Genomic DNA, 23,390 nt, shown 5'->3' on the forward strand with positions numbered 1-23,390 from the left:
GTTCCACAAAAGTGTAAGCGGTTTTGCGGCCGCACCCTCGCGCCCGGACTCTGCCTCAATCCTCTAGCCTGCATCGCTGCGGGCGCCAACGGCGCGCACGTCTCAGGATTTGCGGATCTGGGCGGCGAAATAGGACTCGATGGCGTCGCCGACGGCATTGACCACTCGGGTTCGGCTGGCGGGGTTGCTCAACAACCGCTCATCCTCCGGATTGGTGATGAAGCCCATCTCGAGCAGCACGGCCGGGACATCGGGCGCCAACAGCACAATAAAGCCGGCGTCGCGATGGCTGCGACGCAGCAGCGGCGTCTCCTCGCCCACGCGTTCCAGCAGAAGCTGGGCGAAAGCGGCCGAGCGATTCTTGGTGGCGCGCTGCGACAGGTCCAGCAGGATCTGGCTGACGGCGCGATCGCGGCCCGGCAGGCTGGCCTTCATCAGCCAGTCGTCCTTCTCCAGCACCCGCGCCACGCGCTCGGTGCCTTTTTCCGACAGCGTGTAGACACTGGCGCCGCGCGTGGTGACGTCGGGACCCGAGTCTGCGTGCATGGAGATAAACAGGTCGGCGTCGGCGCGGCGGGCGATCTGTACCCGCGCCTCCAGCGGAATGAAGGTGTCGGTCTCCCGGGTCATCACAACCTGGAAGCGGCCGGATTTCTCCAGCCGAGCCTTCAGGGCCTTGGCGGCCGCGAGCGTGACATCCTTCTCGTAGACGGAGGCACCCAGCGAGCCGGGATCCTTGCCGCCGTGACCGGCATCAATGACGATCACCTTCTTCAAGCGCAGCGGAGCGGCCTTGACCGGGCTGGAGACGAGCGTGAGCTTCGGCGCGGCCTCAGGCGCAGCGCCGTCGGTCGCCTTCAGGTCTATGACATAACGATAGGCCGTCGCGCCGTCGCCGGGCGGCAAAAGGAAGCGCCGGCGCACTTCAGCGCGGCCCGACAGGTCCAGGCGAAGGCGAGCGCCACCGCCGGCCTCGTCGATGATCCAGCGCTTGACCAGACCCTGGCCCGCCCCCTGCAGGTCACCCGAGACCGAAACATTGGGTAGTCCGATGACAATGCGTTGATCCACGGCGCCGTCAGCGATCAGACGCCCCACAGCGGCGCGATCAAGATCGATGACCACACGGGTTTCAGCCCGATCGCCGCCAAAACGGACTTTCTGGACCCCAGCTGCCGGTGCGGGGCCCTGGGCGGTCGCGACAGCGACGCCGGCGACGGTCAGGCCGCCGACGATTAACGCGGCCCTCAACCAGCCCGTTCGCGCTAACCCGATGAGAACTCTAAGCATCCCTCGCCCAAGCATTCCGGTGCCGGTGAACCAGCCGTCAATATCCGCCACGCCCGGTAGCGAAAGCGTTAAACCTGACCTTGTTGTCCAGCGCTTTCCTTTTGCCTCGCGATGTTGCTACAATTCATCTGCGTGCGAGCGACGTGATCGTCATGGAAGCTCGCGCGAGCGACCGCGGGATGATTGGAGCCTTTCGCCTCCTCCGTTTCGTGCGCCGCGACTAGACGAGTTATCCGAGGATCGATCCTTCGTTCGCAGGCAGACGCCTGCCGCAGGGCCGGTCCGCAGGGCCCGCGTCGGGCTCTCCGCCTTCCCGGCGACGACGCGCCCTCCGATCAGCGTCATTCCGGCGCGACCCGGTAAACCATCCAGTCCGCGCCTCACGGCGCGGTGGAGAGAACAGAAACCTCATGGGCTGCGCCGCACCCGTCCGCCATTGGCATCCGACCTCTCGCAACCGCACTGGCGGAGCGACGGGCGGTGACGCGCGCGCCTGTCTTTCATTTCGGCGACCGGGCCATGAGCCCGCCGTGCGCCGTGGAGATTCCCTTAATGTCGAAGAAGATGCTGATCGACGCAGCACACGCCGAAGAGACGCGTGTGGTCGTCGTGGACGGAACCCGGGTTGAAGAATTCGATTTCGAAAGCCAGACCCGCAAACAGCTTCGCGGAAATATCTATCTCGCCAAGGTGACCCGCGTTGAGCCCAGCCTCCAGGCTGCGTTCATCGAATATGGCGGCAACCGCCACGGGTTCCTCGCCTTCAACGAGATCCATCCGGACTACTATCAGATTCCGGTCGCCGACCGCGAAGCGCTGATGCGTGATGATTCGCACGACGACGAGGACGATCACGTCTCCGCGCGTCGCGATGACGAGGATGGCGATCACGTCGACGACGAGGAAGACGCCGTCGAAGAAGAACTGGCGCGCCGCAAGCGCCGCCTGATGCGCAAGTACAAGATCCAGGAAGTGATCCGCCGCCGGCAGATCATGCTGGTCCAGGTGGTCAAGGAAGAGCGCGGCAACAAGGGCGCTGCGCTCACCACCTACTTGTCGCTGGCCGGCCGCTATGGCGTCCTGATGCCCAACACCGCCCGTGGCGGCGGCATCAGCCGCAAGATCACCACGGTCACTGACCGCAAGCGCCTCAAGAGCGTCGTTCAGAGCCTGGATGTGCCGCAGGGCATGGGCCTGATCATCCGCACGGCCGGCGCCAAGCGCACCAAGGCTGAGGTCAAGCGCGACTACGACTACCTGCTGCGCCTGTGGGAAAACATCCGCGAGACCACGCTGCACTCGGTGGCGCCTGCGCTGATCTACGAGGAAGAAGACCTCGTCAAACGCGCCATCCGCGACATGTACGACAAGGAGCTGGAAGGCATCTGGGTCGAGGGTGAAGCGGGCTTCAAGGAAGCGCGCGACTTCATGCGCATGCTCATGCCCAGCCAGGCCAAGAAGGTCTTCCACTACCGCGATCCGGCGCCGCTGTTCGTTAAGCACCGCATCGAGGATCACCTGGCGCAGATCTATTCGCCGGTCGTTCCCCTGCGATCGGGCGGCTATCTGGTGATCAACCAGACCGAAGCCCTGGTCGCCATCGACGTCAACTCGGGCAAGGCGACGCGCGAGCGCAACATCGAAGCGACCGCGCTGAAGACCAATACCGAAGCCGCCGAGGAAGCCGCTCGTCAGTTGCGCCTGCGCGACCTGGCCGGCCTGATCGTCATCGACTTCATCGACATGGATGAAGGCAAGAACAACCGCGCCGTCGAGAAGGTCCTGAAGGACGCTCTTAAGGACGATCGCGCCCGCATCCAGATGGGCAAGATCAGCGGTTTTGGCCTGATGGAAATCAGCCGCCAGCGTCGCCGCACCGGCGTGCTGGAAGGCACCACCCACGTCTGCGAACACTGCGAAGGCACCGGCCGGGTTCGCTCGGTCGAATCCAGCGCCCTGGCCGCCCTGCGGGCCGTCGAGGTCGAGGCCCTGAAGGGCAGCGGCGCGATCACCCTGAAGGTGTCGCGCGCGGTCGGCATCTACATCCTCAACGAGAAGCGCGCCTATCTGGTGCGCCTGCAGCAGACCCACGGCCTGTTCGTGACGGTGCTGGTCGACGAGAGCCTGCACGCCGCCGAGAACGAGATCGAGCGCACCGAGCTTGGCGAACGTATCGCCATCGCCCCGCCGCCCGTGTCGGATGACGACTTCGAAGACGAGGTCTATGACGACGAGGACGAAGACGAGGACGAAGAAATCTTCGACGACGAGGCCGTCGAACGCGAAGATTCCGATGACGACGCGCCGGCCGTCCGCGCCGCCCCGCGCGGCAAGCCGCGCGCCGAAGCTGCGGAAGACGAAGGCGATCGCAATCGCAAGCGCAAGCGCCGCCGTCGCGGACGGCGCGATGACGCCGACGCCGCGCCTGAGGGCGAGGTCGAGGCTATCGACGACGTCGAAGGCGACGAGGACGGAGATGCCGATCGCGGCGACTTCGCCGTCGAAGGCGAGGACGAGGAAGCCCGCCGCCGCCGTCGCCGTCGCGGACGCCGTGGCGGCCGCCGTGGCGGTCGCGAGGACGGTGATCGTCCGACCGACGCCTTCGTCTGGATCCGCCCCCGTGTCCCGTTCGGCGAAAGCGCCTTTGCCTGGCACGATCCGGCCGCTCTGGATGGTCGTGGCGGTGAACAGCGCCGTCCTGCGCCCGAACAGTCCGCGCCTGCGCCGCAAGCCGAGCGACCGGAACGTGCTGAGCGTCCCGAACGGGCCGAGCGCGGTGATCGCTCGGAAGGCCGTTCCAGCCGTAACCGTGGCCGCGGTCGTGGCGAGCGTGAAGCGCGCCCCGCACCGGTCGAAGCCTTGGCCGAGGCCGAATTGCCGCCCATCCCCACGGTTGTGGCTGAAGCTCCGCCCAGCGACATCTGGGTCGAACTGCCGGCGCCAGGCGACGAAGCCCCCAAGAAGGCCCGCCGTCCCCGCACGCGCGGTCGCAAGGGCGATGCTCCGGCCGCTGAAGCCGTGATCGAGTCCGCCGCCGATGAAGCGGCCGCCCCCGAGGTGGTCGCCGAACCGGTCGCGGTCGAGGCGCCTGACGAGATCGTGGCCGAAGCGCCCATCGCCCCCGCCCCCGCCCCCATTGCGGCGCCTGCGCCGCAACCTGCCCCCGAGCCTGAACCGGTCGCGGAAAAGGTTCTTGAGCCGGCGGAGCCTGATCCGGCTGAGATCACCGCGCCCCCCGTCAAGCCGCGCGGCGGCTGGTGGCGCCGGGGCTGATGAAAGATCGTGGACGGTCGGGCACTGGTCCGGCCGTCCACGACGCCCATATAGCGAGTGACGCGGAACGACAGCGGTGGTTCACAGGCCGCCAAATTCCACGCTACACTCGCCTCAATCGCGGGGGCGCGACTGGAGACGTTGAATGACCTCCCGCATGCTGTGGGCTGAAAAGAGGTTGCGCGCCTTCTGCTCCGTGACGGTGGTCGCGGCTTTGAGCCTTTCTGCTGCGACGCCGGCCGCCGCCCAGGAAGGCCCGTCGTTGATCCGCGACACCGAAATCGAAGAAATCCTGCATCGCGACGCCGACCCCCTGTTCGAGGCGGCGGGCCTGGATTCCAAGACCGTGCGCATCCTGCTGGTCGGCGACAAGTCGCTGAACGCCTTCGCGACCCAGGGCCTGATGATGGGCCTCAATACCGGCCTGATCCTGCAGACCGAAACCCCCAACCAGCTCAAGGGCGTCATCGCCCACGAAACCGGGCACCTTGCGGGCGGGCACCCTATCCGCTCGGCGGAGATGATGCGCGCGGGCCTCAAGCCCATGATCCTGACCATGGGTCTGGGCGTGCTGGCGGCCCTGGCGGGCGCGCCCGACGCAGGTGCGGTGCTGTTGGGCAACGCTTCGTATTTCGGGACGCTTGGTGCGCTAGGCTACAGCCGCGACCAGGAATCCCGCGCTGACCAGGCCGCCGCCGGCTTCTTGGAAGCTACGGGTCAATCGGGGCGCGGCCTCGTCGAGTTCTTTGACAACTTCCGCTATCAGGAAGTTTTCGATCAGGCTCGGCGCTTCGCCTATTTCCGCAGCCACCCGTTGTCGTCGGAGCGGATCGAGACCCTGCGCAGCCGGGTCGAACGCCAGTCGCACTATGACGCCGTCGACAGCCCAGCCGACCTGGCTGAACACCAGATCATGCGCGCCAAGCTGGAAGGCTTCCTCAATCCGCAAGTCGCGTTGATGAAGTACAAGGAAAACGACAACAGCTTCCCGGCGCGTTACGCACGGTCCATTGCCTACTACCAGATGAAGGAGCCCGATCGGGCCTTGAAGCTGATCGAAGGCCTGCTCGTCGACAACGCCGACAACCCCTATCTGTGGGAGTTGAAGGGGCAAATCCTGTTCGAGTTCAACCGCGTCGAACAGGCCGAGGAACCCCAGCGGCGATCCGTGGCGCTCAAGCCTGACGCGCCGCTGCTGCGCATCAATCTTGGCCAGACCCTGATCAACCAGAAAGAGCCCGCCAAGGTCGAGGAAGGCGTGCGTGAACTCAAACGCGCCTTGCGCAACGATAGCGACAACGCTGTAACCTGGCGTCTGCTGGCCCAGGCCTATGACAAGCAGGGCAAGGACGGCGACGCCCGACTGGCCACGGCAGAGCAGTACTTCTCCATGGGCGCGCCCCAGGAAGCCCGCGTCTTCGCTATGCGTGCCCGCGAACTCCTGACCAAGGACACGCCTGAATGGCGGCGCGCCACCGACATCGTCCTGGCATCGCGCCCCAGCAACCAGGACCTCAAGGATTTGGCCAAGGAAGGCGCGACCCAGTCCGTCTTTCGCCGCTGATCCCCCACTCTGATTTCGAGACCCTCATGACCCTGTCCCGCCGCGCCGGCGCCTTCGCCGCTTCGCTCGCCCTGTCGGGCCTGCTCCTGGGCGCCTGCGCGCCAGCCAAGGCCGACAAGGAATTTGGCGACAGGGTGCGCGCCTACCTGCTGGAGCACCCCGAGGTGCTTCTGGAGGTCAGCGCAAAGCTGGAACAGAAGCAGGCGGTCAAGACGGCGGAGGCCGGTCGCAAGGCCATCGGCCAGTATCGCCAGGCGATCGAGCGAGACCCGCGCGACTTCGTGGCCAATCCCAACGGGTCGGTCACCGTCACCGAGTTCTTCGACTACAAGTGCGGCTATTGCCGGGTAGCCGCCCCCGAGGTGCTCAAGCTGATCGCCGAAAATCCGGACGTGCGATTTGTGTTCAAGGATTTCGTGATCTTTGGCCGCGATTCCGAAGCCGCAGCACGACTGATGCTGGGCGCCAAGGAACAGGGCAAGACGCTGCAACTGCACCGGGCGCTGATGGCCGAGAAGAGCCTGGACGAGGCCGGCGCCTACCGAATCGCGGCAGGGCTCGGCATTGATGTCGCCAAGGCCCGCGCTGCGGGCGCCTCAGCCGCGGTGACCCAGCATCTGGCCGACACCCATGGCCTGGCCCAGTCGCTGGCTATCGAAGGCACGCCCGTCTACATCGTCGGCGACACGGTTATCCCCGGCGCGGACATGCAGGCCCTGAAACTGGCGATCGCCAAGACCCAGGCCGCAGCGGCGCTCAAGAAGAGCTAGATCAGCCCCGCCAGAGGCGAGCTGGGATCGGCGTACATCCGCTTGGGCATCCGGCCCGCGAGATAGGCTTCCCGGCCGGCGATGACCGCATGCTTCATCGCGCGCGCCATGCGGATTGGATCCTTGGCCTCGGCGATGGCGGTGTTCATCAGGATGGCGTCGCAGCCCAGTTCCATGCCGATCGCGGCGTCAGAGGCCGTGCCGACTCCGGCGTCGACCAGCACCGGCACGCCGGCGTTCTCGATGATGATCCGCAGGTTGACCCGGTTCTGGATGCCGAGACCCGAGCCGATCGGCGCACCCAGCGGCATGATCGCCACGGCGCCGGCCTCTTCCAGTTTGCGGCAATAGACGGGATCATCCGAGCAATAGACCATCACCTGGAAGCCTTCGGCGACCAGCAGCTTCAGCGACCTCAGGGTCTCTTCCATGTCGGGATAGAGGGTCTTGGGATCGGACAGCACTTCCAGCTTCACCAGGTCCCAGCCGCCGGCCTCACGGGCCAGGCGCAGCGTCCGCACAGCGTCCTCGCCGGTGAAACACCCCGCTGTGTTCGGCAGGTAGGTGAAGCGGTCCTGTTTGATGTAGTCCACCAGCAGCGGCTGGGTGGGATCTGTCAGATTTACGCGGCGCACGGCCACGGTGACGATCTCGGCTCCGGCCGCCTCGGCGGCGGCGGCGTTGGTCGCATAGTCCTTATACTTGCCGGTGCCGACAATCAGGCGCGAGGTGAAGGTGCGGCCGGCGACTGTCCAGCTATCGTCGGACGTCAGGGCGGAGTCGGGGGAAACATGCGCGTTCATGCGGCTGGTTTACGCCCCGTCAGGCGCGGTTTCAAACCTCGAGGTCAGCCGCCACCGATAAATGTGACGATCTCGATGCGGTCGCCATCGGCCAGCGCCGTTTCGGCATAGGTCGAGCGCGGCACGATCTCCAGATTGCGTTCCACGGCCACCTTTCGCGAGTCGAGACCCAGCGCTGCGACCAGATCGGCGACGCTGGAAACCCCGGAGATCTCCCGTTCGTCCCCATTCAGCAAAAGCTTCATCTCACCTCCTGAGCGAGCGCTGCTTGTGACCCGGCAGAACCGGCTATACAAGACCATCGGAATCGACGGCGGAGCCGAATGGTAAACCCGATCCATGTGCTGAGCGGCCCCAATCTCAACTTGTTGGGAACGCGTGAGCCCGAGATCTATGGCAAGGACACGCTGGACGATGTCCGGGCGCGTTGCGATGCGCGTGCGGCTTTGCACGGCCATTCGGTGGTCTTCCGGCAATCCAACCATGAGGGCCAGCTTATCGACTGGGTGCAGGAGGCGCGTGTGTCTGCCTCCGCCCTGATCATCAACCCGGCAGGCTACGGCCACACCTCGATCGCCTTGTTGGACGCGCTCAAGACCTTGAGCATTCCGGTGATCGAGTGCCACCTGTCCAACCCGGCGGCGCGGGAGGAATTCCGTCGCCATACGTATGTCTCGCTGGCGGCCACAGGGATCGTCTCCGGTTTCGGCGCGGCGAGTTATGAACTGGCGATCCAGGCCGCTATCGGCCTGATCGGCGCGAACTAGGTCCAGCCCGCCGGCGTTCAGTCGCTGCGAGCCAAGAGAACAAGGTAGCTTCAATGTCCAATCCCAAGGCTTCCGCCGATCCGGTCGAGACTCCGTCGATCGACGCCCGCCTGGTCCGCAAACTCGCGGACATCCTGAAGGACACCGGCCTGAGCGAAATTGAGGTCGAGCATGCCGGCCTGAAGATCCGCGTGGCCCGTGAACTGACCGTGGCCGCCACTGCCACCACCTATGTTCAGGCCCCGCAGGCCTATGCGCCCCAGGCCGCGCCGATGCCGGCCGCCGCGCCGGTCGCTGAAACCGCTGTCCCGGCCGCCCGCGCCGCTGGCGATCTGGTCAAGTCGCCGATGGTCGGCACTGTCTACATGTCGCCCCAGCCGGGCGCGGACGCCTTCATCAAGGTCGGCGACACCGTCGCGGCCGGCCAGACCCTGCTGATCGTCGAGGCCATGAAAACGATGAACCCGATCGCGGCCCCCAAGGCCGGCAAGGTCGTCGAGATTCTCGTCGGTGACTCTCAGCCGGTCGAGTTCGGCGAGCCCCTCGTCGTCATCGAGTAACGATCATGTTTGACAAGATCCTGATCGCGAACCGGGGCGAGATTGCGCTCCGGGTTCATCGTGCCTGCAAGGAAATGGGCATCGCCACCGTGGCGGTCCACTCCGAGGCCGACTCCAACTCGATGTGGGTGCGCCTGGCCGACGAAAGTGTCTGCATCGGCCCAGCTCCCGCCGCCAAGAGCTACCTGAACATCCCGTCGATTATCGCCGCGTGCGAGATTACCGGCGCCCAGGCGGTTCACCCTGGCTACGGCTTCCTGTCGGAAAACGCCCGCTTCGCCGAAATCGTCGGCGCCCACGGCTTCACATTCATCGGCCCCAAGCCCGAGCACATCCGGCTCATGGGCGACAAGATTACTGCCAAACAGGCCGTGAAGGACGCGGGTATTCCGGTGGTTCCCGGTTCGGATGGCGGCCTCGCCACCGAGGAAGAAGCCTTTGCGGCCGCGGACATCATCGGCTTTCCTGTCCTGATCAAGGCCGCCTCTGGCGGCGGCGGTCGCGGCATGAAGGTCGCCCAGACGCGCGAGGATCTGGCCGAGGCGGTTTCGACCGCCCGCGCGGAAGCCCGCGCAGCCTTCGGCGACGACACGGTCTATATGGAGCGCTACCTCCAGAAGCCGCGCCATATCGAGATTCAGGTCATCGCCGACAGCCATGGCAATGTCGTGCATCTGGGCGAACGTGACTGCTCGCTGCAGCGTCGCCACCAGAAGGTGCTGGAAGAGGCCCCCTCGCCCGCCCTCGGCGCGGCCGATCGCGCCAAGATCGGCAAGATCGTCGTCGATGCGGTCAAGGCCATTGGCTATCTCGGCGTCGGCACCATCGAGTTCCTGTGGGAGAACGGCGAGTTCTTCTTCATCGAGATGAACACCCGCCTGCAGGTCGAACACCCGGTCACGGAAGCCATCACCGGCATTGACCTGGTGCGTGAACAGATCCGCATCGCCGCTGGTCTGCCGCTGTCCTTCACCCAGGCCGAAGTGGTTTTCGAAGGCCACGCCATTGAGTGCCGGATCAACGCCGAGAACGCGCGAACCTTCACACCATCGCCCGGCACGATCACCGACTTCCACGCTCCGGGCGGGCTGGGCGTTCGCCTGGATTCGGCGATCTATACCGGCTATGCGATTCCGCCTTACTACGACAGCCTGATCGGCAAGCTGATCGTCCACGGCCGCGACCGTCAGGAGTGCATCGCGCGCCTGAAGCGTTGCCTGGGCGAGATGGTCGTCGGCGGCATCGAAACCACGATCCCGCTGTTCCAGGACCTGCTGGTTCAGCCCGACATCTTGGCCGGCGACTACGACATCCATTGGCTCGAGCGCTGGATCAAGGCGCAGGGCTAGGGCTGGCGGGGGCGCGCATGGACGCCTTCACGGTCGATGATCTAATCCGTTGTTACGAGCGCGGCGTCTTTCCGATGGCCGATGCGCGGCATGACGAAAGCATCTTCCTGATCGATCCCGAGCGACGGGGTGTGTTGCCGCTGGATAGCGTGCACATGCCCCGTCGGCTCGCGCGTACCGTTCGTTCCGACATCTTTCAGGTTCGGATCGACAGCGCCTTTAACGCCGTCGTCGAGGCCTGCGCGACGTCTCGTCCAGGCCGACTGGAAACCTGGATCAACGCGCCGATCCAGCAGTTGTATGGCGAACTCTTCGCGCGGGGTCTGGCCCATTCTGTCGAATGCTGGCGAGACGGCCAGATGGTCGGTGGCCTCTACGGCGTGTCGCTGGGCGCGGCGTTCTTCGGCGAGAGCATGTTCTCCACCGAGCGCGACGCTAGCAAGGTGGCGCTGGCCCATCTGGTGGCGCGACTAAAGGTCGGCGACTATCGGCTACTCGACACCCAGTTCATCACCGATCATCTGCTGCAGTTTGGCGCCGTCGAAATCTCACGCGCCGACTATCGGCGTCGTCTGGTCAAGGCCTGGCCGGCCCAGGCCGATTTCTACCGCTTCTCGGCCGGCGCGACGGGCGCCGACGTTTTGCAGGCGATCAACCAGGCATCATAGACCGGATGCTGCAGCGGGTTCATGCCCGGCGAATTGGCGTACATCCAGCCCTTGTAGACCTGACGTCCCGGAGGGGCGACCCGTCCGGCCACGGCTTTGGGCTGGGTGTCGACCATCACATAGGCCGTCGACTCAGGCGCGACCTCGTCAGAAGCCGAGGTTTCGCAAGCCCGAACGGTGAAGATCAGGGTCTTGTAGCGAATGGGCTGACCGACGGGCGCCTCGAAGCGCATCGTCTCGGTCGTTACCTTGTCCAGCGCCTGTATGATGGCGACCGACGAGCGCCCACGCTTGGCAGGTTCAGCAGGTTTGGCGGGTGTGACCGCCCTCGTGGTGGCGGGTTTGGCGACCGGTTGCTCGAACTGGGGATCGGGCTGTGGCGCAGGAACGGCCACACGCGGCTGGGGCGCATCCGGGGTCGGCGCGACTGGAGCCGCCGGCGCTTGCAGGGCGACCGGCGCGCTCGACTGACGCGCGGATGCTACGCCGACCGTCGTCAGGCCGATGGCCAGCACTGACGCGCCAAGGATTGCTCCGCGCCGCATCGGGCCTATTCCGGCTTCCAGGGCTGATAGTCGCTGGTCGCCACGGCCCGCTGGCCGCCACGGGACAGAGAGCCCTTCGGACGCCAGGCGTGAACCGTGCCGGTCAGGTTGGGAATGTGATCCTTTTCCCAGCTGCGGCGGGGCAGCGGGTTCGTGGTCGGCGGCTCGTCGAACGTATAGTGCAGCCAACCGCTCCACTCGGCCGGAACCTTCGAGGCCTCGGCGTAGCCGTCGTAGATCACCCAGCGGCGCTTGTGAGCGTCATAGCTGTCGCTCGCGTCGCGGGCTTCAAAGTATCGGTTGCCAAAATCGTCCATGCCCACGAACACGCCGCGACGGCCAATGTGGAACCGCTGACCCAGGGTCGCGCCGTTCCACCACGTGAAGATCGCTTTCAGCACTACGTTTGCACCCGAATTTGCAAGGACTTCCATGTCGCGACGAACGCGACGAAGCGGCCAGACTATAGGGCGGCCAGCCCGTAGCGTCCAGCATGTGACCCGCCCGCTAAAATTCAACATCTTGTGGACCGTATGGCCTCCGCCCCCAACATCTATTGAAGGGCGTCTGCCTGCGATCTAGATTGGGTCTCTCTTGGCGCCCAGCCGCGGAATCGCCCATGCGTAGTCAGTCCGGATATGTCGATCAGCCCCTCCGGGCGGAACGACGCGACCTTGAGCGCAGCAACGCGATCGTCGAGGTCCTGGCCCCGTCGACCTGGACCGATGCGCGAGTTGAGGCCTGGCTGGACTGGGCCGGCGAGCCGATTGATCGCGACGCTCCGCTGGGCGGCGGTCCCGCCCGATATGCTGACCGCTTGGCCAAGCTCGGGCTGGCCAAGGGTCTGTTCGCGGACGCGGCCGACGCCGGGGCATTCCAAGACGCGCTGCTGGCGACGATGCTAAGCGGCGTCGCCACGCCGACCAAGGCGGTTCAGCCTCTGGACCTCTTGCCCGACATCGCGGAAATCGAGTTCCGACAGGTTGCTGAAGATGAGCTGGGGCGCCGGCGAAGCCACGCGCTGTCCCGCAAGGCCGCCGCTCGTCTGGATGCCGCCCTCGCCCAGGTCGGTGACGCCGTCCAACGTTGCCACGGCGACGCTCGGGCTTGCGCAGATCCGCGCAAGAACAGCGCCCTGGCGCGCGCCGCCCGGCGCGCCCGGGATCTCGGCGCCGATGACCGGATGATCTCGGACGCCATTGCGCTTGTCGGCGCGGCCCGGACGCCCCTGGTCGACAGCATCCCTCAGCCAGCGACCCTCATGGTCGCCTCGGGTTCCCGGGCGACAGTTTCGGCTGGGGACGACAACGCCAGCTTCGCCGCCCAGGTCGGCTGGGAAACCAGCGCCCTCACCCTGACCTTGTCGCTGGAAGACGCAGAAGCGTTGTCCAGGGGGGCTGCAGTCGGAGCAGCTATCGACGCCTCCGCGTTTCAAGCCGACGAGGCCTTCGACATACAGGGCTTCACCTACGCCGTGCACATCTGGGCGACTGCGCTTGAGATCGAGCGCGGCGATCGCCCCGCCTTGCTGGGCCTGGCCGGCGTTGGCGACTGGCTGTTGGCCCAAGGGCTTTCGCTGGCGAGCAGCGATGGCCGGGACGGCGCCGCAGCGCTATGGGCCCTGACCGTCGGCTCGGCCCTGGCCGCCAGCGCAGAAGCCGCCGCGAGCCTGGGCGCCGAGCCCGCCTTTGCTCAGGATCGACAGGTCGTGTTGCGCAGCCTAGCCGAACGTCGGGTGCGCGCCGCCGCGCTCCGCTCGCCGTTGGCCTCGGAAGCCGCAACGGCCCTGGCCATGGCTCATGGTCTGGCCAAGAAGCACGGCCTACGGTCGTGCGCCCTGGTCGCCGCCTTCGAGGATCCGGAAGCCGCTCTGCGGCTTGGCGGCCGACCGATGGGCTGGGCCGGTGTCGCCGCGCCCGTGTCGGCGATCCAGACGGCCGATGGCCTCCTGGTGCCTTCGTTCAGTGCGGCGGCGTTCGACTGTCTTTCCGGCGCGAAGGCCGAGATCGACGCCGCCCGCCGTCATGCGCTGGGCCATGGCTCGCTGATCGACTCGCCCGCCATCGATCATGGCATCCTGCAAGCGCGCGGTTTCACTGCGCACGAGATCGAACAGGTCGAGGACGCGCTGCGCTCGTGCGGGGGCCTGCGTCAGGCTTTCGCTCCGGCGGTTGTCGGCGCGGGCTTCCTCGGCGATGTGCTGGGCGCGCCCTCGCGGGCCATGGCGCAGGCGGATTTCGACACCCTGGCCTTCGCCGGCTTCTCGCCCGCCGAAATCCTCGCCGCCGAACACCATGCGCTTGGGACCGGCCTGCTCTCGGATTGCGAGGCCCTCAGCGCAGAAGTCCGGGCCGTGTTTCTCTCGGCGGAGGCGCCGGTCCTGGCCGACCGGCTGGCCATGGTCGCCGCCGTGGAGACTTTCGGCTGCCTGCCGGTCCCGGTCGTCCTGCATCTGCCGTTCGACGCGCGGCCAGTCGACGGCGCACGACTTCAGGCCGCCGCCGCTCGCGCCGGAGTGCGGGCTTTGCGCCTGCACCGCGCCGCGCCCCCTGCCGACTTCCGTCTCGACCTGCCTGAGGAGCCCGTCGAGGCGCCGCGCCAGCCAACGCGTGATCCGATCGTCACCGAGCGGATCGTCGAGAAGATTGTCGAGCGCGACCGCTCGCGTCGCAAGCTCCCGGATCGCCGCAAGGGTTACATCCAGAAAGCGGCGGTCGGCGGCCACAAGGTCTACCTGCACACCGGCGAATACGATGACGGCGAGGTCGGCGAGATCTTCATCGACATGCACAAGGAAGGCGCCGCCTTCCGCAGCCTGATGAACAATTTCGCTATCGCGGTGTCTCTGGGCCTGCAGCACGGTGTGCCGCTGGACGAGTTCGTCGACGCCTTCGTCTTCACGCGTTTTGAACCGGCCGGCCCCGTGACGGGCAACGACTCAATCAAGTCGGCGACCTCGATCCTCGACTACGTGTTCCGCGAGCTGGGCGTCTCGTATCTGGGCCGCGACGATCTGGCCAACGCCGATCCGCAGGAGTTCAACGCCGACGGCCTGGGCCACGGCAAGGCCGATGCGCCCGACCTCGAGTCCGAGCCCCTGCCCGCCAGCAAGTTCATCTCCAAGGGCTTCTCGCGCGGCGCCGCCACCGACAATCTGGTGTTCCTACCGTTTGGCGGCCGCAAGGCCGAAGAGGCCGGACGGGCCGCCAGCAGCGAAGCCGACTTCTGCCCGGCGTGCGGCGACATCGCGTTGACCCAGCGCGGCGCCATCACCGTCTGCGACAGCTGCGGGGCGCAATCCAATCGCTCGGAGCCGGCGACCTGAGCCCGCCCATTTGGGCTTGTTCGTTTGGCCTTAAGGTTGCTGGGCCATTGTCCTTGCGTCGATAGTCGCCAGGATGCGTTTCAGAATGACACCGATCGCCCGCCTCGCCGCCCTGGTCCTGAGCGCCGCCGCCTTGGCGAGCGCCGCGCCGGCCATGGCCCAGAACGCTGGTCAGATCGCCCGTGTCCGTGGCGGCGCCAACTGCCCCGGCTGCAATCTCTTTCAGGCCGATCTGTCGAACCTGACCCTGCGCGGCGTCAATCTGTCGAAGGCTCGACTGCGCCAGGCCGATCTCACGACCGTGGTCATGAACCGGGCCAGCTTCGCCGGCGGCGACCTGCGCGACGTCAACGCCTATGGCGGCGTGTTCGGCCGCGCCAGCTTCGCCCGGGCCGATCTGACCCATGCCAGCTTCGTGGGGGCCTTCCTCGAAGGCGCCAATTTCGCCGGAGCCAATCTGACCGGCGTGAACTTTTCGGGCGCGGAAATGGACCGCGCCAAAGGCCTGTCCCAGGGCCAGCTGAACCGGGCCTGCGGCGACGATTCCACCCGTTTGCCGCGTGGTCTTTCCATCCCCGGTTGCCGTTAAGTTGCTGTCATTACCGCGATTTAAGTGGCGCCGGGGCGCTCGGGGCCCCAAATCGTAACTCATGCAGTCGCGTATTGGCTGGTAGGAGATTTCGATGTCCCGCATGGGCGTTTCACTCGCGGTTCTGACGCTGGCCCTCACGGCCCTGGCCGGACAGGCCCAGGCCGGTCCCGAGGACAAGGACGTCGCCCGTCTGGTGTCGTTCGGCGGCATGTGCGTCAGCTGCGAGCTGTCGGGCCGCAAGCTGACCGGCGCCAAGTTCAGCGGCGCCAATTTCGCCAAGGCCATCCTGATCGGCTCAGACCTGCGCGGCGCGGCCTTCTACGGCTCCAATTTCCAGGGCGCTGACTTGACCCGGTCGGACATGCGCGGGGCCGAGATGCGCGGCGCCAACTTCCAGAACGCCATTTTCAGCGACGCCCGCATGTCCGGCATCGAGAGCAGCGGCGCCAACTTCCAGAACGCCAGCCTGCTGCGGGCCGATCTGTCGTCGTCCGAGCTGAACGCCGCCAACATGATCGGGGCCAACCTCAACAAGGCCAACCTCAGCAACGCCGAGCTGGGCGGCGCCAATCTGGCCAACGTCAACGGCCGCGACGCCACCTTCCGCAACGCCGAGCTCAACGCCGCCAACCTGTCGGGCGGCCGCTTCGACGGGGCCGACTTCCGCAACGCCGAGTTCACGGGCGCCGCCCTGCGCGGGGCCACGTTCCACGGCGCCGACTTCCGGGGCGCTGACCTCTCCAACGCCATGCTGGGCGGGGCCGATCTGTCGGGCGCCAGGGGCCTGGACCAGGACCAGCTGGACGAGACCTGCGGCGACGGCTCCACCCGCCTGCCCCGCGGCCTGACGCTGCGGTCCTGCCATGGCGACCCCCGCCAGATCCGGGTGATCGTCGACTTCAAGCGCGCCCAGGCCGAGGCCGCCCGCGCCCAGGCCGAGGCCGAGAAGGCCGCATCCGCCTGGGCCGCGCCCCGGCCGCCCAAGCCGCCTGCGCCGCCCAAACCGCCGAAATACTGAGCTCGACGCGACCCTGAGAACTTCAAAGGCCCCGGTTGCGAAACCGGGGCCTTTTTCTGTTCGCTCTACACCTTGATCGCCTACACCTTGATGGGCGGCGCCGAGCGGATGTGCAGTTCCTTGTACTGGCGCTCTGCGGCCTCGGCCGGGGCGTTCATCAGCAGGTCCTGGCCCTGCTGGTTCAGCGGGAAGGCGATGACCTCGCGGATGGCGACCTGCTCGGCCAGCAGCATGACGATCCGGTCGATGCCGGGCGCCAGGCCCCCGTGCGGCGGGGCCCCGAAGCGGAAGGCGTTCAGCATGCCGCCAAACTGCTCTTCCACCACCTCGGCGCCATAGCCGGCCACTTCGAAGGCCTTGAGCATGATCTCGGGCTTGTGGTTCCGGATCGCGCCCGAGCACAGCTCATAGCCGTTGCAGACGATGTCGTACTGATAGGCGCGGATGGTCAGCGGATCCTGGGTCTCCAGGGCCTCCAGACCGCCCTGCGGCATCGAGAACGGATTGTGCGAGAAGTCGACGCGCTTTTCGTCCTCGTTCCACTCGAACATCGGGAAGTCGACGATCCAGCAGAACTTGAACTGGTTCTCATCCACCAGCTTCAGCTCGGTGCCGACGCGGGTGCGGGCCAGGCCTGCGAACTTGGCGAACACGGCCGGGTCGCCGGCCACGAAGAAGGCGGCGTCGCCCTTGCCCAGGCCCACCGACTCCATCAGCGCCTGCGTCGGCTCGCCCAGGTTCTTGGCGATCGGGCCGCCCCAGGCGCCCAGATCCTCGGACCAGAACACATAGCCCAGGCCCGGCTGGCCTTCGCCCTGGGCCCAGCTGTTCATGCGGTCGCAGAACGCCCGCGAACCCCCGGTCGGCGCGGGGATGGCCCACACCCGGTTCTTCGGGTCAGCGCCCAGGATCTTGGCGAACAGGCCAAAGCCGCCGTCACGGAAGTGCTCGGAGACGTCGGCCATCTTGATCGGGTTGCGGGTGTCGGGCTTGTCGCTGCCGTACCACTTCATCGACTGGGCGTAGGTCAGACGCTCGAAGCCGGCATGCTCCAGCGTCGCGCCGAAATCGTTGGTGAAGGTGTGCGTACCCGAGATCGGCGACACCGGCTTGCCGCCCGAGAATTCCTCGAACACGCCGTGCATCACCGGCTCGATGGCCGCGAACACGTCTTCCTGCGTCACAAAGCTCATCTCGATGTCGAGCTGGTAGAATTCCAGCGAGCGGTCGGCGCGCAGGTCTTCGTCGCGGAAGCAGGGGGCGATCTGGAAATAGCGGTCAAAGCCGGAAACCATCAGCAGCTGCTTGAACTGCTGCGGGGCCTGGGGCAGCGCATAGAACTTGCCCGGATGCAGACGCGACGGCACCAGGAAGTCGCGCGCGCCTTCCGGCGACGAGGCCGTCAGGATCGGGGTCTGGTACTCCAGGAAGCCCTGCTCGACCATGCGGTGACGGATCGAGTGGATCACCTTGGAGCGCAGCACGATGTTCTTGTGCAGGGTCTCGCGGCGCAGATCCAGATAGCGGTGCTTGAGGCGGATCTCTTCGGGATAGTCCGGCTCGCCAAACACCGGCAGCGGCAGCTCGGCGGCTTCCGACAGCACTTCCACGGCGGTGACGTGGATCTCGATCGCGCCGGTCGGCAGGTTGGGGTTCACGGCCGCCGCGTCGCGGGCCAGCACCTTGCCGTCCACCTTGATCACGCTCTCGGCGCGCAGGCGCTCGACGATGTCAAAGCCCGGGGTCTCGGGGTGCAGCACCAGCTGGGTCAGGCCGTAATGGTCGCGCAGGTCGATGAAGACCAGGCCGCCGTGGTCGCGCTTGCGGTGGATCCAGCCCGACACGCGGACATTGGCGTCTGTGTCGCTAGCCCGAAGGGCGCCGCAGGTGTGGGTGCGGTAGGCGTGCATCGTGGTCATGACAAAGTCTTCGAAAATCGCGGGAACGCGTTGATTTGCAAGGCGCGGAAAGGCGCATGGGGGGGCGTGGATGTCAAGGATTCTGCACCTGAAACTCCCTTCCCCCTTCGATGGGGGAAGGGTTGGGGATGGGGGTGACAGAGGTCCAGGATGGGGCGCGGCCTGCGTGCAATCGTCCGGCGGCGCCACCCCCAACCCCGCCCTTCCCCCATCCAAGGGGGAAGGGAGAAGACATGCCTTCACACCCCCGCGCTTTCGCTGCGATGGCGATGGAAAGGGTCGCGGAGCGTCCGGACCACGTCCGGAGGAAAATAGAATAACCGTTTCGACGAAGCCGAGCGCTCCGCGTGGTCGTTATCCATCAGCGTCCCGGCGGGTGGCCCAGTTGGGGCCTTACCGGAACCCGGACGCCTCGGTTTCCCGAAGTCCCGAAGGTCGGGGGGCGTGGGGCCAATCCTGACCAACACTCGCCTTGATCCCCATCCACGCCGACGGCGGGCGGGTCCTGCAACGCCAGGATCCCCGGACCGGTCGAGTATCCCCCTCGACCCCAGCCCCGCTCGATCACCCCCCGCCGCCGCAATGGTCGCTGGCCTTGCGCCCTTTCCTCGCGACGAGGTGGGACAAGAATACGGGAGGTTTCAGCGCGTCTGACGGGCGCGCTCGCTTTATTTGGAGGGCGTTGATCAGGCTGAGCTTTCTCCCGAAAGCCAAGGGGATCGGTCGCAGTCTATCCCCGCACTTGCCCCCTACGGGCTGCTTCGCAGCCGTCTTCCCCCGGAGGGGGAAGATGAGGTCGCCGCGCTTCATCTTCCCCCTGAAAGGGGGAGGACGACCGCGTAGCGGTCAGGAGGGGGCCAGCGGCGTCGGCAGGGAAACCCCCGCCCCCTCCTCCCGCATCCGGTAGGCCATCACCGCCGTGCGCCCCAGGCTCTCGACCAGCCGCCAGTTGACAATGGCCCCGACCGGCGCGCCGACCACGGGCAGCAGCTGGGCCATCTTCGCCAGGTCGATATGGTCGCGATACTGCTGCTGGAAGGCCCGCCAGTCGAAGGCCTCCAGCGTGTCGGGGCGCTCCGCCCGCCGCGCGTCCCAGTCGTCCATGGCCGCCAGCACCCGGGCCCGGTGCGTCGCGTCCGAAAAGGCCAGCTCGAAGATGTGCAGGATATAGAGCCGCTCATCCAGGTCGGTCCCGTCATGGCCGAAAATGGCGGCGATCTCGAACAGCAGCTTGATCTTGAAGCTCATCAGCAGCGGGAAATCGGCCGCCGCCGCCAGAAAGCCCCCAGCCCCGGTGATCCCGCCCTCGACGCTGGCGGTCTTCTTCCAGCCGTCGATGGCCGCGGCGGCTTTCGCGCGCTTCTCGTCCAGGGTCAGGCCGTGCTGCGGCGAGCCGGTGGCGAAGTCGGCCCCGGTCAGGATGCCCCGCGTCAGGCCCTCCATGGCCGTGGTGATCGCGGCGTGGACCTTTTCGGGGATGATCTGGTTGATCTTCACCTGCGCCTTGCGCGCGAGGCCGCCGAGGGGCCCGGCGGGCTTGGTCATGGCGGCGCGCCACGCGGCGAGGTCGGGGGGTGGGTGTTGCATGGGTTAGATATAGGGCCCCCACACCACTCCCCATACCCCCGTCATTCCCGCCCTTGTGGCGGGAACCCCTGTTTCAGCTGGCACGTGAAGCGCCAGCGAAGTGCGCGCGCACTTCGCCCTTCCCGCACGTGCGGCGGACAGAGGGGTTCCCGCCACAAGGGCGGGAATGACGAGAGTATTTTGTTCCTGTATTGTTCGCGCGCTACAAGGAGCAGCCGCCATGGTTCCACGCGAAGCCTGGATCGCGGTCTACATGATGACCGACCACTATCGAGGTACGCTCTACACCGGCGTTACGGGCCAGTTCTTCACGCGCATTGGCCAGCATCGGGAAGGCCAATTGCCCGGCTTCACCCGGCAATATGGCCTCAAGCGTCTGGTCTGGTACGAGATCCACGACCTGATGACCGAGGCGATCCAGCGCGAAACCTCGATCAAGCGCTGGCCGCGCCAGTGGAAGATCAACCTGATCGAACGCGACAATCCCCGGTGGGATGATCTCTACGCCGCCGTCTTTGAATGGACCCCGGTTCCCAGGCAGGTTTGAGCACCGCCCCCCTCCACCGTCATTCCCGCCCTTGTGGCGGGAACCCCTGTTTTAGCTGACACGTGAAGCGCCAGCGAAGTGCGCGCGCACTTCGCCCCTCCCGCACCTGCGGCGGACACAGGGGTTCCCGCCACAAGGGCGGGAATGACGGGAGTATTTGGGGATAAGCTGTCCCCCATGACCGACGCCCAACGCCTCACCTTGGTCCGCGCCCTGCACACGGTGATCTATGTGGTGATGGCCAGCGCCGGGCGACAATATCAGAGGCAGCGAGGTTTCGTCCCCATGCCACCCTCCCAACCCACCGTCATTCCCGCCCTTGTGGCGGGAACCCCTGGTTCAGCTGACACGTGAAGCGCCAGCGAAGTGCGCGCGCACTTCGCCCCTCCCGCACCTGCGGCGGACAGAGGGGTTCCCGCCACAAGGGCGGGAATGACGGGAGTATCTGGGATTAAGCTGCACCCCATGACCGACGCCCAACGCCTGACCCTGGTCCGCGCCCTGCACACGGTGATCTATGTCGTGATGGCCGGCGCCGGGCGGCAATATCAGAGGCAGCGAGGTTTCGTCCCCATGCCACCCTCCCAACCCACCGTCATTCCCGCCCTTGTGGCGGGAACCCCTGTTTCAGCTGACACGTGAAGCGCCAGCGAAGTGCGCGCGCACTTCGCCCCTCCCGCACCTGCGGCGGACACAGGGGTTCCCGCCACAAGGGCGGGAATGACGGGAGTATTTGGGGATAAGCTGTCCCCCATGACCGACGCCCAACGCCTCACCTTGGTCCGCGCCCTGCACACGGTGATCTATGTGGTGATGGCCAGCGCCAGCCTCGTCGTCCTCTATGCCGGGATCACCGGCGCGCACGGCCCCTGGCTGTGGGTGGCGGCCGCGCTGGTCGCCGTCGAGAGCGTGGTCTTCGCCGCCTTCGGCCTCAAATGCCCCCTGACTGCCATCGCCGTGAAGTACGGCGCGACCAAGGACGGCGCCTACGACACCTTCCTGCCGGAGCGGATCACCCGCTGGACCTTCGCGGTGTTCGGGCCGGTGATCCTGCTGGGGTTTGGGTTGTTGGCGGTGCGGTGGGGGTTGGGCGCAATCATGAAGTCAGGAGTTTTGGCTTTCTGATGCTCCACTTCCCTGCAACTTTTGTACAGAAATCCAATGCTTCCCTAGATCTTCTCCAACGAAGTCATTTTTCGCAACCTCAGAATTAAATGCAATTCCTGAGGCAACTAAAAATGTGCAACATAAAAGCATAACCTCTTTCACGCGACTCACATCCCTTTCGGGTCCCCAAACAAAATCGATGACATCTCCATCTTCTTCGATGTAACGCAGAAGTGAGATCATCGTTGGATGTGCATCCGCCGACAGTTCCCGATAAAATATATATAGATCAGATAAATCTGATGCATCTGCGAGAGATCTTGTTGCCAGCCACTGGCCTTTTTTATCTTGATGCAAATGGTCTTGCAGAAGCAACTGCAACTCTGAATTTACGGCGTTGTCACCTTCGAGAGATAGCAGATGCTTTGCCAACTCATTGTGGTGTTTGGCAGAATCCTTGAGCATGAGGTCCACAAACACTTCCTTTTTGCTCAAGACCCCAGCAAGGCAAAAGGCTGTTTCGAGGCAAGATCGAGCGAGAGTTCGAGCTTCGGCTCCCAACCCTTGTTCAGCTAGAATAACTGCGCCTTGGAAATTTGTAAGCGCTCTTAAGATCAGCAAGCGCGCAACAAATCTCGGATCGATTGGTGAGTCTGCATCGACAATTTTCACTTCGGATACTAGGCGCTGGATTGATCGACTTAAATCGCGACACAATGCACTTGTCTCCGGAGTGACAAGGTTATTCTCAGCGAATTCCCGCCAATCTTTCGCCAAAAAACCATCAGTTTCAAAACTCATGTGGCGCTCCTGGCCATCTCTATAGCCCAGCACCACACACTAACTCGTACCTGAGCCGACGCTAAGCCTCCATCCACACCTCCTTCCCCTCCATCCCCACCTTCCCTCACCCGCCCCGCTCGCGCTGACGCCGCACCCGGCCTATATCCTCCCCACCCAGTAACCACGCCGGACGCCGCCGACTTGTCCCGTCAGTTCAGACTGCCGCTGCACAGCCCGCCGTCGTTCGCGCGGGAGCACTTCGCGGCCTCGCCGACCAACGCCCAGGCGATCGCGGCGATTGACGCCTGGCCGCGCTGGGGCGACGGGCGGCTGGCCCTGATCGGGGCCGCCGGCGCGGGCAAGACCCATCTGGCGCGCGACTGGGCCCTGAAGGCGAACGCCGTGGTGGTCGAGGCAGCCAATCCCCTTGCAGCCCCGCTGGACCTGGCCGCCCTGCGCGGCCGCGCCGTGCTGGTCGATGACGCCGACCGCCGGGCGCAGGGCGGTCATCTGGATGACGAGACCCTGTTTCACCTGATCAACATGGCCGGGGTCGACGGCGGGACCCTGCTGCTGACCGGACGCCTGGCGCCCGTGGCCTGGGACTGCGCGGTGCCCGACCTGCGCTCGCGGCTCAATGCCCTGACGGCCGCCATCATCGACGAGCCCGACGATATCGTGCTGGAGGCCGTGCTGCGCCGCGCCTTCGCGGCGCGGGCCATGACCCCGGCCCACGACGTCTATCCCTACCTGCTGCGCCGCATCCCCCGCTCGTCGCTGGAGGCCATCGCGGCCGTCGATCTGCTGGACGAGGCGGCCTCGGCCCAGGGCCGGGCGATTACCCGGCTGCTGGCCGGCGAGGTGCTGGCGTTTGAGGGGGATGAGGGGGAGGACTGAGGGTCCTTCTCTTCAAAACGGCTGTC

General features: G+C 65.9%; 22 protein-coding genes and 3 pseudogenes. 15 read left to right on the top strand and 10 right to left on the bottom strand.

Annotated features, from left to right (window positions below; all coding sequences use genetic code 11):
* Positions 1 to 102 precede the first annotated feature (102 nt).
* On the bottom strand, positions 103 to 1,290 hold the full coding sequence (locus ACN2C7_RS10380) for an N-acetylmuramoyl-L-alanine amidase family protein (protein WP_419316857.1): 1,188 nt from the start codon (positions 1,288 to 1,290) through the stop codon (positions 103 to 105).
* Between the two features lie 410 nt (positions 1,291 to 1,700).
* Here ACN2C7_RS10380 and ACN2C7_RS10385 point away from each other — a divergent pair, with 410 nt between their 5' ends.
* From ACN2C7_RS10385 to ACN2C7_RS10400, 4 genes are all read left to right on the top strand, one after another.
* Positions 1,701 to 1,919, top strand: coding sequence for a hypothetical protein (locus ACN2C7_RS10385; RefSeq protein WP_419316858.1), 219 nt, complete (start codon positions 1,701 to 1,703; stop codon positions 1,917 to 1,919).
* Positions 1,843 to 4,563, top strand: a complete 2,721-nt coding sequence (locus tag ACN2C7_RS10390; protein WP_419316859.1) for an Rne/Rng family ribonuclease — start codon at positions 1,843 to 1,845, stop codon at positions 4,561 to 4,563. The genes ACN2C7_RS10385 and ACN2C7_RS10390 overlap by 77 nt, the downstream gene beginning before the upstream one ends.
* A 145-nt stretch (positions 4,564 to 4,708) precedes the next feature.
* Positions 4,709 to 6,127, top strand: a complete 1,419-nt coding sequence (locus tag ACN2C7_RS10395; protein ID WP_419316860.1) for a M48 family metalloprotease — start codon at positions 4,709 to 4,711, stop codon at positions 6,125 to 6,127.
* A gap of 26 nt (positions 6,128 to 6,153) precedes the next feature.
* Positions 6,154 to 6,897 carry a DsbA family protein gene (locus ACN2C7_RS10400; protein WP_419316862.1) on the top strand — a complete coding sequence of 248 codons (744 nt, stop codon included), beginning with the start codon at positions 6,154 to 6,156 and terminating at the stop codon, positions 6,895 to 6,897.
* Here ACN2C7_RS10400 and ACN2C7_RS10405 read toward each other — a convergent pair.
* A complete protein-coding gene (locus tag ACN2C7_RS10405; protein ID WP_419316863.1) occupies positions 6,894 to 7,700 on the bottom strand; it encodes a thiazole synthase in 807 nt (268 codons plus the stop codon). The genes ACN2C7_RS10400 and ACN2C7_RS10405 overlap by 4 nt on opposite strands.
* Before the next feature lie 44 nt (positions 7,701 to 7,744).
* Positions 7,745 to 7,945 (bottom strand): sulfur carrier protein ThiS, encoded by a 201-nt coding sequence (gene thiS / locus ACN2C7_RS10410; RefSeq protein ID WP_419316864.1) that lies wholly within the window; start codon positions 7,943 to 7,945, stop codon positions 7,745 to 7,747.
* 78 nt (positions 7,946 to 8,023) lie between these two features.
* On the opposite strand from thiS, the gene ACN2C7_RS10415 reads away from it, so the two are divergent.
* Genes ACN2C7_RS10415 through aat form a run of 4 tightly spaced genes read left to right on the top strand, consistent with a single transcriptional unit; the run spans position 8,024 to position 11,044 of the window.
* Positions 8,024 to 8,467 (top strand): type II 3-dehydroquinate dehydratase, encoded by a 444-nt coding sequence (locus ACN2C7_RS10415; protein ID WP_419316865.1) that lies wholly within the window; start codon positions 8,024 to 8,026, stop codon positions 8,465 to 8,467.
* A 53-nt stretch (positions 8,468 to 8,520) separates the two neighbouring features.
* Positions 8,521 to 9,027: an acetyl-CoA carboxylase biotin carboxyl carrier protein gene (gene accB, locus ACN2C7_RS10420; protein ID WP_419316866.1), complete on the top strand. Its 507-nt coding sequence runs from the start codon at positions 8,521 to 8,523 to the stop codon at positions 9,025 to 9,027.
* Between the two features lie 5 nt (positions 9,028 to 9,032).
* Positions 9,033 to 10,376: an acetyl-CoA carboxylase biotin carboxylase subunit gene (gene accC, locus ACN2C7_RS10425; protein WP_419255537.1), complete on the top strand. Its 1,344-nt coding sequence runs from the start codon at positions 9,033 to 9,035 to the stop codon at positions 10,374 to 10,376.
* 17 nt (positions 10,377 to 10,393) lie between these two features.
* Positions 10,394 to 11,044 (top strand): leucyl/phenylalanyl-tRNA--protein transferase, encoded by a 651-nt coding sequence (gene aat, locus ACN2C7_RS10430; protein ID WP_419316867.1) that lies wholly within the window; start codon positions 10,394 to 10,396, stop codon positions 11,042 to 11,044.
* Here aat and ACN2C7_RS10435 read toward each other — a convergent pair.
* Both ACN2C7_RS10435 and ACN2C7_RS10440 read right to left on the bottom strand, forming a co-directional pair.
* Positions 10,981 to 11,589, bottom strand: a complete 609-nt coding sequence (locus ACN2C7_RS10435) for a DUF2155 domain-containing protein (protein ID WP_419316868.1) — start codon at positions 11,587 to 11,589, stop codon at positions 10,981 to 10,983. The two genes, aat and ACN2C7_RS10435, sit on opposite strands and share 64 nt — an antisense overlap.
* A gap of 5 nt (positions 11,590 to 11,594) precedes the next feature.
* Positions 11,595 to 11,990, bottom strand: coding sequence for an NADH:ubiquinone oxidoreductase subunit NDUFA12 (locus ACN2C7_RS10440; RefSeq protein WP_419316869.1), 396 nt, complete (start codon positions 11,988 to 11,990; stop codon positions 11,595 to 11,597).
* Positions 11,991 to 12,208: 218 nt separating this feature from the next.
* On the opposite strand from ACN2C7_RS10440, the gene ACN2C7_RS10445 reads away from it, so the two are divergent.
* The 3 genes from ACN2C7_RS10445 (at position 12,209) to ACN2C7_RS10455 (ending at position 16,524) form a co-directional block, all read left to right on the top strand.
* Positions 12,209 to 14,914, top strand: a complete 2,706-nt coding sequence (locus tag ACN2C7_RS10445; protein WP_419316870.1) for a ribonucleotide reductase — start codon at positions 12,209 to 12,211, stop codon at positions 14,912 to 14,914.
* A gap of 85 nt (positions 14,915 to 14,999) precedes the next feature.
* Positions 15,000 to 15,503 carry a pentapeptide repeat-containing protein gene (locus ACN2C7_RS10450; RefSeq protein WP_419316871.1) on the top strand — a complete coding sequence of 168 codons (504 nt, stop codon included), beginning with the start codon at positions 15,000 to 15,002 and terminating at the stop codon, positions 15,501 to 15,503.
* Between the two features lie 94 nt (positions 15,504 to 15,597).
* Positions 15,598 to 16,524 carry a pentapeptide repeat-containing protein gene (locus ACN2C7_RS10455; protein ID WP_419316872.1) on the top strand — a complete coding sequence of 309 codons (927 nt, stop codon included), beginning with the start codon at positions 15,598 to 15,600 and terminating at the stop codon, positions 16,522 to 16,524.
* An 80-nt stretch (positions 16,525 to 16,604) separates the two neighbouring features.
* Here the strand turns inward: ACN2C7_RS10455 and aspS are convergent, their stop codons facing one another.
* Positions 16,605 to 18,443 (bottom strand): aspartate--tRNA ligase, encoded by a 1,839-nt coding sequence (gene aspS / locus ACN2C7_RS10460; protein ID WP_419316873.1) that lies wholly within the window; start codon positions 18,441 to 18,443, stop codon positions 16,605 to 16,607.
* Between the two features lie 516 nt (positions 18,444 to 18,959).
* On the opposite strand from aspS, the pseudogene ACN2C7_RS10465 reads away from it, so the two are divergent.
* A pseudogene (locus ACN2C7_RS10465) lies at positions 18,960 to 19,129 on the top strand (hypothetical protein); the annotation flags it as partial.
* A gap of 160 nt (positions 19,130 to 19,289) precedes the next feature.
* On the opposite strand, the gene ACN2C7_RS10470 reads toward ACN2C7_RS10465, so the two are convergent.
* Positions 19,290 to 20,030 carry an EcsC family protein gene (locus tag ACN2C7_RS10470; protein WP_419316874.1) on the bottom strand — a complete coding sequence of 247 codons (741 nt, stop codon included), beginning with the start codon at positions 20,028 to 20,030 and terminating at the stop codon, positions 19,290 to 19,292.
* Between the two features lie 166 nt (positions 20,031 to 20,196).
* Between ACN2C7_RS10470 and ACN2C7_RS10475 the strand changes: the two genes are divergently transcribed.
* Positions 20,197 to 20,577, top strand: coding sequence for a GIY-YIG nuclease family protein (locus tag ACN2C7_RS10475; RefSeq protein WP_419316875.1), 381 nt, complete (start codon positions 20,197 to 20,199; stop codon positions 20,575 to 20,577).
* Positions 20,578 to 20,855: 278 nt separating this feature from the next.
* Here ACN2C7_RS10475 and ACN2C7_RS10480 read toward each other — a convergent pair.
* Both ACN2C7_RS10480 and ACN2C7_RS10485 read right to left on the bottom strand, forming a co-directional pair.
* Positions 20,856 to 21,022: pseudogene (locus ACN2C7_RS10480) on the bottom strand (hypothetical protein); the annotation flags it as partial.
* A 121-nt stretch (positions 21,023 to 21,143) separates the two neighbouring features.
* Positions 21,144 to 21,310 (bottom strand): annotated as a pseudogene (locus tag ACN2C7_RS10485) (hypothetical protein); the annotation flags it as partial.
* Positions 21,311 to 21,330: 20 nt separating this feature from the next.
* Here ACN2C7_RS10485 and ACN2C7_RS10490 point away from each other — a divergent pair.
* On the top strand, positions 21,331 to 21,702 hold the full coding sequence (locus ACN2C7_RS10490) for a hypothetical protein (RefSeq protein ID WP_419316876.1): 372 nt from the start codon (positions 21,331 to 21,333) through the stop codon (positions 21,700 to 21,702).
* On the opposite strand, the gene ACN2C7_RS10495 is transcribed toward ACN2C7_RS10490, so the two are convergent.
* The gene (locus tag ACN2C7_RS10495; RefSeq protein WP_419316877.1) at positions 21,682 to 22,485 is read right to left on the bottom strand and encodes a DUF5677 domain-containing protein; all 804 of its coding nucleotides are present in this window, start codon (positions 22,483 to 22,485) and stop codon (positions 21,682 to 21,684) included. The genes ACN2C7_RS10490 and ACN2C7_RS10495 overlap by 21 nt on opposite strands.
* Positions 22,486 to 22,668: 183 nt before the next feature.
* On the opposite strand from ACN2C7_RS10495, the gene ACN2C7_RS10500 reads away from it, so the two are divergent.
* Complete coding sequence (locus tag ACN2C7_RS10500; RefSeq protein WP_419316878.1) at positions 22,669 to 23,364, top strand: chromosomal replication initiator DnaA; 696 nt, start codon at positions 22,669 to 22,671, stop codon at positions 23,362 to 23,364.
* The last annotated feature ends 26 nt before the right edge of the window (positions 23,365 to 23,390 follow it).

This window comes from Caulobacter sp. ErkDOM-E (assembly GCF_048541895.1).
In the GTDB taxonomy this organism is placed as follows: Bacteria; Pseudomonadota; Alphaproteobacteria; order Caulobacterales; family Caulobacteraceae; genus Caulobacter.

Coding starts and splice junctions, on each gene's coding strand:
- ACN2C7_RS10450 (WP_419316871.1), top strand. CDS start 15,000: ATGACACCGATCGCCCGCCTCGCCGCCCTGGTCCTGAGCGCCGCCGCC.
- ACN2C7_RS10475 (WP_419316875.1), top strand. CDS start 20,197: ATGACGAGAGTATTTTGTTCCTGTATTGTTCGCGCGCTACAAGGAGCA.
- accB (WP_419316866.1), top strand. CDS start 8,521: ATGTCCAATCCCAAGGCTTCCGCCGATCCGGTCGAGACTCCGTCGATC.
- thiS (WP_419316864.1), bottom strand. CDS start 7,945: ATGAAGCTTTTGCTGAATGGGGACGAACGGGAGATCTCCGGGGTTTCC.
- ACN2C7_RS10395 (WP_419316860.1), top strand. CDS start 4,709: ATGACCTCCCGCATGCTGTGGGCTGAAAAGAGGTTGCGCGCCTTCTGC.
- accC (WP_419255537.1), top strand. CDS start 9,033: ATGTTTGACAAGATCCTGATCGCGAACCGGGGCGAGATTGCGCTCCGG.
- aspS (WP_419316873.1), bottom strand. CDS start 18,443: ATGACCACGATGCACGCCTACCGCACCCACACCTGCGGCGCCCTTCGG.
- aat (WP_419316867.1), top strand. CDS start 10,394: ATGGACGCCTTCACGGTCGATGATCTAATCCGTTGTTACGAGCGCGGC.
- ACN2C7_RS10445 (WP_419316870.1), top strand. CDS start 12,209: ATGCGTAGTCAGTCCGGATATGTCGATCAGCCCCTCCGGGCGGAACGA.
- ACN2C7_RS10495 (WP_419316877.1), bottom strand. CDS start 22,485: ATGAGTTTTGAAACTGATGGTTTTTTGGCGAAAGATTGGCGGGAATTC.
- ACN2C7_RS10455 (WP_419316872.1), top strand. CDS start 15,598: ATGTCCCGCATGGGCGTTTCACTCGCGGTTCTGACGCTGGCCCTCACG.
- ACN2C7_RS10380 (WP_419316857.1), bottom strand. CDS start 1,290: ATGCTTAGAGTTCTCATCGGGTTAGCGCGAACGGGCTGGTTGAGGGCC.
- ACN2C7_RS10400 (WP_419316862.1), top strand. CDS start 6,154: ATGACCCTGTCCCGCCGCGCCGGCGCCTTCGCCGCTTCGCTCGCCCTG.
- ACN2C7_RS10390 (WP_419316859.1), top strand. CDS start 1,843: ATGTCGAAGAAGATGCTGATCGACGCAGCACACGCCGAAGAGACGCGT.
- ACN2C7_RS10405 (WP_419316863.1), bottom strand. CDS start 7,700: ATGAACGCGCATGTTTCCCCCGACTCCGCCCTGACGTCCGACGATAGC.
- ACN2C7_RS10470 (WP_419316874.1), bottom strand. CDS start 20,030: ATGCAACACCCACCCCCCGACCTCGCCGCGTGGCGCGCCGCCATGACC.
- ACN2C7_RS10435 (WP_419316868.1), bottom strand. CDS start 11,589: ATGCGGCGCGGAGCAATCCTTGGCGCGTCAGTGCTGGCCATCGGCCTG.
- ACN2C7_RS10415 (WP_419316865.1), top strand. CDS start 8,024: ATGGTAAACCCGATCCATGTGCTGAGCGGCCCCAATCTCAACTTGTTG.
- ACN2C7_RS10490 (WP_419316876.1), top strand. CDS start 21,331: ATGACCGACGCCCAACGCCTCACCTTGGTCCGCGCCCTGCACACGGTG.
- ACN2C7_RS10385 (WP_419316858.1), top strand. CDS start 1,701: ATGGGCTGCGCCGCACCCGTCCGCCATTGGCATCCGACCTCTCGCAAC.